We start from the raw sequence: 14293 nt of genomic DNA, 5'->3' as shown, positions 1-14293 counted from the left end.
TCATTTTATCAGGAGCATTTTTCGGTTAATTATGTTCTTCCCCGCTTCCAATCGGTACAAGTACACACCAGTGGCGTAATCAGAACCTATGAAATCGACCTCATGGGAACCGGCATTCACTTCCCCGTCCATAAGTGTTTGTACTTCCTGGCCAAGAATATTGTACACAGTCAGTTTGACATACCGACGAGTGGGGACAGAGAAGACGATCCTGGTCTTTGGGTTGAATGGGTTTGGGTAGTTCTGACGAAGCGATACTCTTCTTGGCAGAACGGCTACGCCATCATCTATGTCAGTGGAAACCCTTACTGAACCCATCTGGCCGCTGTTAAGATTGTCGCCCAGGAATCGGAAAGTATTGCTACCGTCATCGATAGAAGCCTCGAAATTCCAGACCAGCAATTCATGGCCATCACTCAGTAGCGCCAGTTCAACCAAACCATCTCCGTCAATATCGTCCACCAGAGGTGCGTAACGCGATGAAACGACATTGCTGGAACGGGCCGGTGTAACTCTGGGCCAACCGGGAATCGGGACAGCATTGTGATCAAGAATATGGAGTTGCTCCGGACCGGTACCTGGCAGGATATAGCCGGACCGGAAGATGATCTCAGGGTAGGTGTCGCCAAGAAGGTTCGCCACTCCTGGCGTACCAAAAGTCATCGGCGCGGAAAAGGCTTCACCGACCGGTCGCCCATCGCGAGAGACATATGGTGTACCATCAGCGCGGAAGATAAAGAGCGAGGCAATATCAAATTCAAAGAAGGTAACGAGTATCTCCGGAGAACCATCCAGATCAAGATCCGCAGCTATGGGATAAGAGCCGATCCAGCCCACTACACTCGGTAGATCCACCGGCCAGCCCGGCAGGTTATCGACACCGCGCGTCAGAGCCCAGATTCGGGACATTCCGAACTCCCAGCCAGCCACTACAATCTCAGGAAGATTATCCTCGTCGAGATCAGTCAGTACAGTCCCATACACGCTGGGGATACTCAACACAGTAGGGTTATCATCACCATAGACTGGTTGACCGTCAGCGCCACCGAACACACCCAAACCCGTATACGGATATGGAGAACTGTAGGACGCGATTACTTCAAACCATTCGTCATCATCCAGATTGGTGGCAGCCACAAAGGGTGAAGTCCCGCCGCCGATCCCATAGGAAAATGAGATGCGATCACTGAACTGGGCAAAAAGACCTTCCAACCCAAAGAAATAAGGCTCGCCATCAAACCGATAGGCCAAAACCTGACCCAGCTTGTTGAGAATAAGAATAGCTGAATCGGGCGTGGCACCCTGCTCCGCATCCACACGCAGGCGACCGATAGTAGGGTTGGGGTAGGCATATTCATAGGCAATCAGTCCCGTGTAACACTCCAGCAAGACATCATCGATTATCGGTGTGCCATCCCAGTGAATGATGTGAATACCGTCTGTATTGGTAGCAATGATTTCATCCCATCCGTCACCATCCACATCATAAATGGCCGGTACGCACCGCATGTCCTTATTCGGTAGAATGGGGAAACCATCAATCACCTGACCATTGTCACCACGGTACATGGCGAGTCCGGCTGTTGTCGGGACAATCACCTCGTTCACGCCGTCGTGATTGAGATCGGCACAGACTGGTGTCATTCCTCCTCGCCCACCGGTGTGTTGCGGCCAGCCCAGAGCAAACGCCGAACTTACGTGTATGGCAACCGAGTCAATCTCTCTTTGTTCACCAAAAAACCCGTCCACATAAATCACGAAATGGCCAGTATCAGACCCGGACACTGACCAGTCGAACATCAAGGAATCAAAAAATTCTCCAGTTGATGTTCCCAACCACTCCAAACTCCCTAAACCGTCACGGTAGGAGAAAATTACCGAATCGAAATCCGGTCCGTAGACAGAACCATAGATAGGAATGCTATAGAAAAGCTCCTCCCCATTGATGGGAGAAGTTATCTCAAGATGATTTGATCGAACGTAGACAATAGTAACGCTCGATATTGAACCATTGTCGTCAGTCAACCTGAAACTCAGGAATCCGGAACTGTTTGTGGCATCAAAAATGCAGGCGAGCGAATCAGAAGGTACAGACGCACCCGAGGCAAGCCATATCCAGTCCTCCGGGTTGAGTCCCCATGCATATTCGAGGCTCCAACCACCGGAGTAGCCAGCCACAGAGGCTATCTTGATTGGAATGTTACTTTCATACCGATTACGATGGATTGGCTCCACGATGAATACACTTCCATCTTCCAGCAACGCGAGGGAAGCATCGATATTAAGGTATCCATAACCGCAAATGGTATCCGGACCGGGAAGAAACTCCCCCGTACTGAGCGGGTCCAGAAGATCAGTAGCGCCGTGTAAAAGAGCATCCTGAAGTTCTTCAAGGGAAAGATCAGGTCGTACCGACAGCAGCAACGCGGCCGCTCCGGCAACAATCGGAGTCGCCATCGAAGTACCGTCCGCAAGGTAATAATGATCGGCAATGATTCGTACATCCGGCTCCAGCCCTGGGTAAGGTCCATACATGTCAGTATCTGCCGCCCTGAGAGATAGGATATCCTGCCCCGGGGCAATGAGATCAATATGCGCACCGTAGGTTGAGAAATCGGTCATAAGTCCATCGGAATTCCCGGCTCCGACCACGAATGTGGAATCGAACGCGGCCGGATAGAACCTGGTGTTGTCACCGGTGTTGCCGGGAGCGATACAGACCAGAACTCCATTACGCCGGGCAAAATCGATAGCATCCTTGAGCACGACAGATTCAAATGGTGTTCCCCAACTCACGTTGATAATCTTGGCACCGGCATTGACGGCGTAGAGGATACCTGCCGCCCCTACCGCACTGGTACCGTTGGGACGTATCTTTACCGGCATCAACTCTACCCAGGGTGCCACGCCTACTATGCCCACCCCATCGGCGTTTGATGCAACAAGACCTGCACAGTGCGTTCCATGACCATGAATGTCGGTTGGGTCAATATCACCTGTGGGATCAAGAATGTTGATCACATCGCCGGAAACGTCATAGCCGATAGTATCATCCACGATGCCGTTGTGGTCGTCATCGATACCGTTGTAGGGAATTTCATCGTTGTTACGCCAGATTCTGCCTTCAAGTTCAGGATGCATCAGATCGATGCCGCTATCGACTATAGCTACTACGACTCTGGTTGTCTGAGCCGGAGGAGCCTGGTATATGTCGATAAGCCGGATATCTTTGCCGGGGATCCCAACCCTTGTGATCAATTCATCATTGTATGGCCCGGCCACGCGCTCTACAGCCAGATAGGGCTGTCCCACATTGTACAAATACCACTGGTTTGAGAATAAGGAATCATGGGGCAGATCGAAGAACTCAAGATAGTAATCAGGTTCGACAAACTCGATGTTATCCTTCCCCAGTATCGAGACTACATCGACCTCGGACAACGCCTGCCCATCAAAATGCAGCACATAGGTCCGCTCCCACGCTTCTGTGCCGTCGAGATCAATCTGCAGCTGCAATCGAGACATCTGCTGAAAAATATCACTTCTGCCCAGTGCCTGATTCAGATGAGCAGGATCGATCTGCGGTTTCAGTCGTACAACGAATTTATTGGGAACGGGACCAGACGCACCTGTAGAAGCGTATGCGCCCGTTACAAAAAATATGATTAGCCCAAAAAACAGTATCTTGTGCATTATCAGCCTCTTGAGCAGCAATCCCCGGTATCCAGAAGTATCTCAATTGAAAGTCTCAAGTACCATGGAATAGCAACGCTCGGACCAAGTAGAACATTCAGCGTTGACTATGCCTAAGATAATATAGTACAAGGAGTTGTCAAGACTTTTACGTAAGTCGCTGGATCACATGGCAATATCATACTGTCATGGGATACTTGTCTTCTCGGAAGCGTAATGACATTGTCAGCAGACTGTCTTTCATAGGTGGGCTGAGTCGAAGGACGGTATCCCCGAAGCCACATCTCGCTATTCATCACACAAAAAAGACCCGCCTGGCAACAAGCGGGTCTTTTTATTTAGTCAGTTTAGCACTCAGGGTCCGTATTGGATGTCAATGAATTCGATGACACCATCGGCTCCTTCATCGTAGACATATATTCTGATGGTATGGGTACCGTCCGGATCACTGGTCGTGAATGTAACCAGGTAGCTGTTAGACATGGCCGCAACTACAGGCAGGTTACTCAGATCAAACGTGGCATCGCCTGGATCAATAAACTCGATTGTTCCACCAGTGCATTCCGACATCCACCACGGACGTTCGTCGTACAGGTCTGTCCAGGATGCGATCGTATCCGCCGGTACAAACGGGTCACTAAGACTGAAACCGCTGAAAACTGTATGAATGTTCACATGTCCGGCGAGCTGCTGGCACATGTATTCCGTTCCCCAATGTGCAATGCCGCTGGGCTGGGTAGATTCATCAGTGAAATTGATGAACTGCCTCGAAGCTCCTGAACGCCAGTTGAACATGGAATCGGCAAAGAAAACGCCTACAATGCCATTCTCAGCACTTGTGTTATGATCAGAAGCGAAGGTTGCGGCTTCGTCATGTAGCGCGGTACTATCCAGGCCGGCAAAATCACGAACCCGACTCGTCCCGGATCGCGGAACACCATTGCGCTCGTTGAGATATGATTCGAGTTGGGCGGCAGTGCCCAGATTGATAGCCCCTCTTATATTGCCATAGTAACCTACACAGCCGAATTGCACATCCAGACCAGTAGCCTCAAGCTGCTGCGCAAAGTCAATTATGCCAGCCGCAACCGCATCTGCCTCCCCGGACATACTCTCCGAATAGTCCACTGTAAACACAACATCAGCCATGAGAGTATTGCTCGTATCAACACGCTTTATCTGAATGGCTTTGATAACGCCATCCTCTTCGACAAAGAAATTCACACCAGCCTGAGGAACAATTGGCTGTTCCGTCACCGGATTGTAGAGTCCGGAAACATTGATCCGCACATGGCTGGAATTGCCAGGTTCAGTGCTGAAGCTCGCTGAAGGAACGATGTTGTTACACTCAATATCAGGAGGCCCCTCATCCTGTTGGTTCGGGGAATCATAGTACTTGGTCAGATAGGACTGATCCTTGTCGTCACATCCGACCGCAATCATCAGTATGGCCAACGCCACCACTGACAGAATTAGCAGCATTTTATGCATCTTCTGCATGCTCCTGTGTATGTTAGTACGTCTCATTATCCACCCTCGGCGCATCACCAAGGGTCGTACTTATCCTATCGACAAGTACGAGCCAAACGCAACTACGCCTGTTCTCCACCATCAACTTCAGGCCGCAAGAACAGGATTAACCGATCGGTTGTCAATAAAAAATGAGATGCGGGCAGCATATGTCTACTCAATGCGAATCACACACAACCGCTATCGCATCAATCTCGACCAATGCACCCATTGGTAGCGCCGCCGCCTGGATAGTGGCGCGGGCTGGCGGGTTGTCATCGAAATACTCACCATAGACCTCATTAACAGCAGCAAAATCAGCGATGTCGACCAGAAAGATCGTCGTCTTAACGACATGAGACAAGTCTGCTCCACCTGCAACGAGGATAACTTTCAGATTCTCCATCACCTGGCGACATTGTTCGGCGGCGGTTGTTCCTGCCAATTGTTTTGTCTGGGGGTCGATCCCGATCTGGCCCGAAGTGTAGACAACGGTCCCACAGTCGGCCTTGACGCCCTGCGAATATGGCCCCAACGCGTCGGGGGCATGGTTAGTTTTAATGATTTTCTTCATATGGTCTCCGTATTTATATTGAAATATAGGGACCAAATAGTCGGGATAGTAGAATAAATACGTTGAGTTTCTAGCGGCTCCCATGCATTAGGTGCCGTGCACTGTCAAAGTGCATGAACGATACCAAGCTCGTTTGTCACTGGTCGGTTGTGACTTCTTTCTTTTGCCTGGAGACAGTATGAGAGTTGATGGTCGCCGGAATATGCTGCAGCACTCTTCTTAGAGTATAAGACAAATCTATGTTGTGAAAGGGTTTACTGAAGAAACCATCGGCACCGGCCTCAATAGCCGACTGAGGAGTATATTGGCCCGAATGTCCTGTAATCAGTATGAACGGTATTCCGGGGTAGTTGAGCTTGACTTCTACCAGAAGTTCCAGTCCGCTCATTCCGGGCATCATAATATCCGAAACGACCGCGTGAACGGCGGTTGAGTGTAACTGTTCGAGAGCCTGTTCGCCGGAATATGCAGCGAGAACCTCGTATCTTTCCATCTCCATGAAATTAGTTAGTAATTCGACGATCATCGGCTCATCATCCACAACGAGGATGGTTCGTCTGACATCTAACTCTGCCTTTGAGAGTTTGGCTACCAGCGTAGGCATAGCGATAGGCAGCATCATGATGTCATGGACGCCAAGTTTATGATACTCGCGAACCGTTGCTTCATCAAATTTCTGCCCAACCATCATGACCGCCACAGATTGGAGTCGTCTGTCTATTTTGACATCCCTGAGGAATTTGATTCCATTATCAGTGACAGAACTCACATCCAACAGCACAATTCCCGCCTCAATGTTTTGTTCGAGCATTTTGAAACTCTGCCTATCAGAGTAGGCTGAAATCACGTCGTAGCCCGCATCGCTGACGTTGCCAGCCAGCGAATCCCAAGCTGGCGAACTATGCCCAATCATCAGTACTTTCAAGTCGAATCTCCATGGTGTTTGCTGTGCAACATTTGAGAACTGTAATCAACTACATTATCGGACAGGATTGTCAACACTTGACTTCCGTAGATTGAGCAGTAGAAAAACCCGATATTGGTCGAAGTTTGGTTGATCGTCAGGACTATGGCGTCCACTGGTATTCGTTCAGATCAATGGAACCGTTGAGGCGGAATTCTACCCCCTCGTCCACAAGAAGTGCTTTCTGGAGTTCGTAGCCCTGCCCCCGTCCGAGCGAAATACGACCCTCACGGTTAACCACCCGATACCAGGGAAGGCTCGCTTTTTTCGATGACGAATGCAACACCCGTACTACTTGACGTGCTCCGCGTGAACTTCCGGCCAGCAATGCGATCTGGCCATAGGTGGCAACTTTGCCGAGCGGGATTTTCAGTATGGCCGCAATAGCCTTTTGGTGGAACGAGCTTGTCATTAGATTAATGCTTCATGTCAATTCTTCAAAGCTCTTTCCTCAATGGGGATTTCTCTACTGTCCAATTCCCTTTGCCAACATTGCGCGCTCCGTTGAACACCAGAAACGAGTATTTTCCATAGTGAGGGACCAGCTGCCCCAGCCGCGGGAGTGATTCCCCATCGTCGGTTACGATCACAAGGTACTTTCCGATATCCTGCCAGTCCTGGCCGGAGAGCACAAAAGTATGGCCTTCTCTCGGATACGATGTGCCCTCAATTATCACTGAGTCACCTGCATAGCGAACTCTCTTTCCAAAATACAATGGTAGTTCCGGAGGATTAAGAATGATCGGGACATCGTCTGGTCCGTTCTCGTGTAGGACATCTGAGCTTAGAACAATCACCGTGTCGCCCACAAGGTTCTCACCGAAAGATCCAAACGGTTCATGGAGAGAATGAGATTCGGACTCAAAGGAGATAAACCGTTTCTGCGAACCGCCCAGGATGGAAGAAACAATCGGCTCGATCTCATCGGAATACAGCTTACGGAAAAGATTACTCTCAGGATCAACCGCCAATGTAGTTACGTCGGCCGGCACCGTCATCACATAGGTTGACTCGGGTGAATTCAATACTACGAAAGTATCTATCGTCGTGCCGTCACTTTCGAACCGCAATGGTATCTTCAAACGATACTCCTGCCCACTGTTCTCAAACAGCGAAAATGAGACTGTTCTCGTCTGGCCGTCAACGTCGGACGCACTTTTATCGATCTCTATGTCGATAACCGGCGCACCCGTCCGGTCGATCCACTGCGGAATAACGTAGGAAAGATCGACGCCACTGGTTTTCTCGTATGTGTCAAGCCACTCTTCCCATGATATATATTTCCCTTTGTAATCCGCATACACTCGCTTCCAGGCATCAAAGAAAGCGTCGGTGCCAATTGACTCCTCAATCATGTGGAAGACCATCATCGCCTTGTTGTAACCAATAGTGCGGGTGCCGGGACTGGTACGGGAAGTGAACTCCCGGATGGGGAAGTCGTTTTGTTCATCGACATAGCTCACGTATTGTTTGAGAATATCCTTGCGATAGCCACGCGCGGCGGCGGGTGATTGAAGCAGCTTGTAACGATAGTCGGCACCATAGACGGTAGCCGCTTCGCACCAATTCCCTCGCTCGTAGTCAACGTATACACTGTTACCCCACCAGTTGTGTAATACCTCGTGCCCCAGCGAAGTCCGTATAATGAACGGTAGACGGATTACCTGTTGACCAAGTAGCGTCCAGGCGGGCATCCCGTATCCGGTAGGAAAAAAGTTCTCCGCCACTGTGAAGCGCTTGTAGGGATATGGTCCGATCAGTTCCGAATACATTGCAATATAATCAACAGTGGCGTTGAGATAATTATCAATCAGCCCGGTGTCCGCTTCAAAGAAATAGCAGGCGACTTCAATGCTGTCGAGCCACTTCGTGCGCGTCACATACGGAGCAGCCATGAGCATTACACCGTCAGATTGGAATGGGTTTTCCCAGGTTTGCACCTTGCGGTCTCCGGTCGTTTCATTGGCCAGGCGATTGCCGTCACTGACCGATTCCCAGGTGGAGGGAATATCGACTGTCAACACACACTGAAAGGCGTTTTCCTCCCCCTGTGGATAGTAGTATGATGACGGGCTGAAATACGCTCCTTGATCGAGAATGGTACCGGACACTTCGCGACCGACATTTTCGTTCGAGAAACGTGTGTTGGCGACATCATCGGCAAACTCAGCCCGGTATGTAATTCGGAACGAGACCGAGCCACTGTGATCGGCCTGAAACAGGACTAACTGCGGTTCGCCTTCCAGATCAAACCCGGGGAGGGAATCGCGGATTTCCTGAGGCAGTTGGGCTGTGTCGGTCAGAGCAACAGCCGTGTATTCAAGGGGAAGATTATCAACCAGGAATGAATCAATCACGGCTGTCCGGTTAAGATAGAACAGGTTCCCACCCTGAGCGATCTCGAACGTTCCTTCATCGGTTATTTGAGCCGTCTGAGCAGGAACATCCACTGTGATGCGGAGTTGGTGTTGCTCGAAACGCACGATCGATATTTCGGCGATTCCATTGTCGGCCAATGCCAACACCCCAATTACTATCAGAAACACTATCGAAACAAAGCGAGTGGTCATGATATTCTCCCTTCAAGAAATCCAAATGTGTCAACGCTCACATGGAACAGAAACGTCCTGTCCATTTGTTCGGATTATAGTACCTGGTGAAGGGGTAAGCCAGTCCTATTGCACAGGGCGAGAACGGCAGATAAGCGGTAATGTCACAGACTCATTGACAAAAGGCAATATCGCCTTATATTGACTCAGGACGGTTTAGTTCACCATAAGATACCTGCTGGAGATTGTCCTCCGGGAGGGTGATTTTACGATTGCTCATCGCAGAAGGAATAACCTATGAAGACGGCAATAACACTGCTTCTTGCACTTGTCCTGGTATTTTCCCCAACAGCTCATCTCACGGCCCAGGAAGTAGTCTGGGATCAAACATACGGCGGTGACTACCGCGACAACGGACACACCATCAGAACCACGCTGGATGGCGGGTATGTCCTAGCTGGGTTCAGCGTTTCGGAACCTGACTCTAAGGTAGCGCTCATAGTAATTCGTCTGAACAGTCTTGGTGATACTTTATGGACTCGCACTTTCGACGGCATCGTACGAAACTATCCTCCGATATCATCCTTTGATATCCAGTGTACACCCGATGGCGGATTCGTCATTGCCGGAGCCACTGACGATGCCTTTGATGAACGGGACGGTTACGTACTCCTGCTCGACAACAACGGTGATTCACTGTGGACATGCACGGTTGGCGGAGAGGGAAACGATGTGTTCCAGTCGGTCCTGCCCCTTTCCGACGGCAACTTTCTGCTCTGCGGATCAACCAATTCATTCGGTGCGGGAGACTATGATGTTTACCTGGTGTTGGTCAACGAGTACGGCATAGCAGTTCGCTCGACCACTTATGGGGGCTTGGGAGCGGACATCGCAAGTACGGTCAAATGGGTCCCGGGGGGTGACTACGTCATCGCCGGATCAAGCGGAGAACAGGTGCTTGTGCTAAGAGTTGCACCGGACGGAACTGAGCGTTGGCTGCGGACATTCGGAAGTGATCCAATGAAGGCGTATGGTGTGGCGGTAACATCTGATAGCGGGTTTATTATGGCAGGTGCTCGTTCATTCGGTTTCGAGTTGCCCTTCAGTAACGGTATGGCTATGAAAGTGGATGCTCAAGGCGACTCCGTGTGGACTCAGGTCTATGATTATTTCAATAGCACCCTGTTTGAAGTCCATGTTGGCAGTGATGGTCACATCTATCTGGGTGGCAGCCAGAATGAGTATTACTGGCTCAGTGGTATGGTGCTCAAAACCGACGCCCTCGGTAACGTAATCTGGCACAAGGACTATCAGGTTACTGACGATCAGTGGAGTACATCTTCGACGTCACTGGATATTGGTCACCTTGACATTGATGGAACAGTTGCGCAGGTAGGTACTAACTGGCACTACGACGACATTTCAATGAACTACCAAACGTATGTAGCGATTATCAAGGACACTGCTTACACAGGTTATCTTCTGCAGAAGAAAATCGAACCGGATACGATCTTCGCTGCTATGGCTCACACTGTGGATGACTACAGCATTGACATATATCTCGGCGATCCGGCTGATGGATATACGGTTGCCGATGTTGATATTGGGTCTCTATCGGTAAATGGCGGGGTTCTTTCGGTCACTGTGACAATCTTGCCTTCCTACCCAAGCTTCACCGGTGAAGTTATTCAGTTATCCATTCCAGCCAGAGATTTTGTGCTCTCCTATGGCTTGCTATATGACACATCCAACCAACCGTTCGATATCTCCGGATCGTTTCTCGACGGTCGGCAATTCGACCTTAATGGAACATTTGTGTTAGTGTCTCATACATCAGGTGATGTGGACCTTGATGGCAAAGTAACCATAGCCGATCTCACCCTGCTCACATCTCATCTATTTTTGGGTGGCCGCCTTCCTTCCCATGAGGCAGGTGATGTCAATCTGGACGACTTGGTTAATGTGGCGGACCTCACGCGACTCGTGCAGATGCTCTTCCTAGGTATACCCTAGGAGTTGGCTGTTAGAGAGCACTGACCCAATTCATCAGCCTCATCTTGTTGCTAATGGCCTTAGGATAGATGGTTCTGGAGCACTTTGTTCTTGATCTCCCAACGAGTTCTCGTACATTATACATCGAATATCAAAACGACGGTCAAAAAGCGGTACTGGCACAGGACGAAGCGCCCTCTTGGATACGCCCTCCAAAACCAATAAGGAATGCCGTTGTCCGCTCTTTGACCCTTAGCCTTGAAGGGGAAAGCAGTGCCTGCAGAAGGAAAGTCACCAAACGAACTACTGGCAGAAAAGATATCTAAGGAGTTGGTGAAATCCGGACTCGTCAAAGAGAACAGAAGAAACGATCTCGAAGCCAAACTCAAGACCAGCGGAATTAGCGGGGACGATTGGCAAAGATGGATCAAAGAAGCCACTGCGCATGAGAAAGATGGGGATAGGGGCGATGTCTAAGCCGCTGGATAAGGTAGAACTCTGTAATTTTCGCGGGGCGAGCGAACCCTTTGAATTGGCGTTCGACCGGACGAAAGATCTGACACTACTGTTTGGTGAGAATGGTTCGGGCAAGTCCACTATCTTGGATGCAATTGACGTCGTCTGCAATGGCAGTACAGGCGGTCTTGAGGACATGAGTGTTGGGCGGGGGCCTGCTCAGTATCTGAAGACATTAGGAGCCAAGGTGGGCACGCTTCGGGCTACGGTTCATTCGGACAGTGAATCGTGGTGCGCAACTTTGGATAGCAGCACTGTTGAAGTAGCAGGTCCAGATGAAAGACCATCAGTGCGAATACTCAGGCGAAAGAAGATTCTATCCCTTGTCACTGCTCAACCAAATGAGCGTTACAAAGAACTCAAGAGCTTCATTGATACTGTAGTAGTTGAACAGTCAGAAAACAATCTACTGTCCGAGCTAAAGGGGATAGACAAGCAAAGAGAGAAGCTAGAGATCGCTCAAAAAAGCAAGGGCGAAGAGCTTGAGAAATTGTGGGAGAGTGAAGAACGCCCCGGCCCGTCTGTCTCTGCTCTAGGCTGGGCAAGCGAAAAAGCAAAAGAATCAATTACTGCCCTGCAAAGTCAGCAAACTGGCTTGGAGAGCGTCATTGATGCGATGGACTCTGCCATAGCAGACTGCAACAACTACATGAAGCACAGATCGTCAGTCGATTCTCTGAGTCTCAAATTGAAGAGCGTGGAGCACACGATAAAGACTGCTTCGGACGCTAATACAACAACGACCGTGCTTTTAGCTAAATCGCTCCGTGAGGCCAAGGCCTACATTGACGCTGATACGAAGCTGGACAAATGCCCCACATGTCTGAGAAAAATCGTCCGAGACGAACTAATCCTCATTGTCGATAAGCAGCTTGAAGAATTGAAGGCGCTAACGGCCCTCATAGATAAGAAGGCCGAGATTGCAAGACAGAGCGATGCGGCTTTGTCCAATGCTTACACAGCCGCCAAAGAACTCACCAATTCGATGCAGCATTTTCATCAGACATCAGAATCAACAAGCCTCCCAGACATCAAGGCGCTCAACATATCCTGGCCGGATTGGTCGAAGACGCCCGTTGACTGCTCTCTGTTACTACCGGTAGGAAAAAAACTTGAAACCGTAAGGGCGCAGCTTAAGACAAAGCAAGAGAACCTCGGTAGGGACATCAACCAGCACAACTTGATCACACAGCCATATGACGGGTTCTGTGAATCTATCAAGAAATTAGACTTCCTGAATCACATTCGCTCACGACTTTCTCAGGCGCACAAGATCATACACGATATGCGAGTGGCATTTGTTCAGAACATTCTTGATGATATCACATCTGAAGCCAACCGTCTCTTCGGGATACTACATCCGAGAGAGAACATTGGGCTTAGCAAACTAAGAATGGACGAAAAGAAACGGAGTTCCGTGGAGCAGAGTGGGTCCTTCGGTGACCACACCAATGTCTTGCCGCAGACTGTTTTCAGCGAGTCACACCTCGACACACTGGGCTTTTGCGTATGGCTCGCGCTGGCCAAACGAAAGAACCCTAAGGAGACGATACTACTCATAGACGACGTTTTCACATCGGTGGATAATCTGCATGTTGGAAGAATCGTGGGACTGCTCATTGCCGAAGCACCAAATTTCCTCCAGGTCTTCGTGGCGACGCATTTTCGCCTTTGGTGGGACCGTTATCAGAACGCCCAAGGTGTTGAGCGAATAAAGTTGGGCAGATGGACAGTAGGAAATGGTATTTGTGTCCAAAACTCGCCGCTCCAACATAGACAACTTCGAGATATGTCCAAGGCTGATTTTCTCAATAGGCAGGCGACAGCCTCCAAGGCTGGTGTTCTGCTCGAATGCTTGCTAGATCAACTCGCCCTTTTGTACGGTATGCATGTGCCAAGGAAACAAGACAATCTATACACTCTCGGTGAACTTGTTGACGCCTCCAGGAAGCTGTTCACGAAGCGGAACCTGTCAGTCGAGATCAACAAAAACTGGAACAGGGATGGCCAAACAGAAGATTTCCAGTCTACCAGTGCCGGTGCGGCGTTTGACCGTTTGGAGGAAGTGTCATTTGCTCGAAATCAAGTTGGCTGTCATTACAGTGTACACGGCATGGAAATCCCAGATAATGAGATACGCGAATTCGGATTGGCCACTGCCGATCTGATTGAAGCGATGGTCTGCCCCAATTGTGGCCAGCTAGCCAGAGTCATAAACAAAGAGGGGACCGCGCGTCGTTGCACCTGTCGCAAACAGGCTGCGCGAATGACCCCCACGAGCATCTAGTAGTGCAAGGCAGGGCGCGTATTCCCACTCTCATCCTTGACATCACACCTCGCAAGTCGTATCCTTTACTATACAGTGGTTCGCATGCTGTTTGGTCCAATGTTGGAAGGATAAATGAAACACATGGTAGCTATTGCTCTAAAGGACCACCGTTGTACTAACATGATACTATCTGGGGATATTGAGCCTTGAACGACCGACGACGGGAA

General features: G+C 49.9%; 9 protein-coding genes. 3 read left to right on the top strand and 6 right to left on the bottom strand.

The annotated features are described in order from the left end of the window. The 6 genes from KOO62_04360 to KOO62_04335 form a co-directional block, all read right to left on the bottom strand. On the bottom strand, positions 1 to 3693 hold the full coding sequence (locus KOO62_04360; protein MBU8933221.1) for a S8 family peptidase: 3693 nt from the start codon (positions 3691 to 3693) through the stop codon (positions 1 to 3). Positions 3694 to 4047: 354 nt separating this feature from the next. Further along, entirely contained in the window at positions 4048 to 5184 is a 1137-nt protein-coding gene (locus KOO62_04355) for a VWA domain-containing protein (protein MBU8933220.1), read from the bottom strand. 196 nt (positions 5185 to 5380) lie between these two features. Continuing rightward, positions 5381 to 5776, bottom strand: a complete 396-nt coding sequence (locus tag KOO62_04350) for a RidA family protein (GenBank protein MBU8933219.1) — start codon at positions 5774 to 5776, stop codon at positions 5381 to 5383. Positions 5777 to 5912: 136 nt separating this feature from the next. Next, positions 5913 to 6701 carry a response regulator gene (locus tag KOO62_04345; GenBank protein MBU8933218.1) on the bottom strand — a complete coding sequence of 263 codons (789 nt, stop codon included), beginning with the start codon at positions 6699 to 6701 and terminating at the stop codon, positions 5913 to 5915. Positions 6702 to 6843: 142 nt separating this feature from the next. Then, positions 6844 to 7152 (bottom strand): MGMT family protein, encoded by a 309-nt coding sequence (locus KOO62_04340; GenBank protein ID MBU8933217.1) that lies wholly within the window; start codon positions 7150 to 7152, stop codon positions 6844 to 6846. A 25-nt stretch (positions 7153 to 7177) separates the two neighbouring features. Beyond that, on the bottom strand, positions 7178 to 9310 hold the full coding sequence (locus tag KOO62_04335) for a hypothetical protein (GenBank protein ID MBU8933216.1): 2133 nt from the start codon (positions 9308 to 9310) through the stop codon (positions 7178 to 7180). A gap of 276 nt (positions 9311 to 9586) precedes the next feature. Here KOO62_04335 and KOO62_04330 point away from each other — a divergent pair, with 276 nt between their 5' ends. The 3 genes from KOO62_04330 to KOO62_04320 all read left to right on the top strand — a co-directional run bounded on the left by KOO62_04330 (position 9587) and on the right by KOO62_04320 (position 14084). After that, positions 9587 to 11302, top strand: a complete 1716-nt coding sequence (locus tag KOO62_04330; protein ID MBU8933215.1) for a dockerin type I repeat-containing protein — start codon at positions 9587 to 9589, stop codon at positions 11300 to 11302. A gap of 252 nt (positions 11303 to 11554) precedes the next feature. Next, on the top strand, positions 11555 to 11758 hold the full coding sequence (locus KOO62_04325) for a hypothetical protein (protein ID MBU8933214.1): 204 nt from the start codon (positions 11555 to 11557) through the stop codon (positions 11756 to 11758). Continuing rightward, positions 11751 to 14084, top strand: a complete 2334-nt coding sequence (locus tag KOO62_04320) for an AAA family ATPase (GenBank protein MBU8933213.1) — start codon at positions 11751 to 11753, stop codon at positions 14082 to 14084. Before KOO62_04325 ends, KOO62_04320 begins: the two co-directional genes overlap by 8 nt. The last annotated feature ends 209 nt before the right edge of the window (positions 14085 to 14293 follow it).

The sequence above is a fragment of the Candidatus Zixiibacteriota bacterium genome (assembly GCA_019038695.1).
In the GTDB taxonomy this organism is placed as follows: Bacteria; Zixibacteria; MSB-5A5; order GN15; family FEB-12; genus B120-G9.
This window is presented reverse-complemented; position numbering and strand designations above follow the sequence as displayed.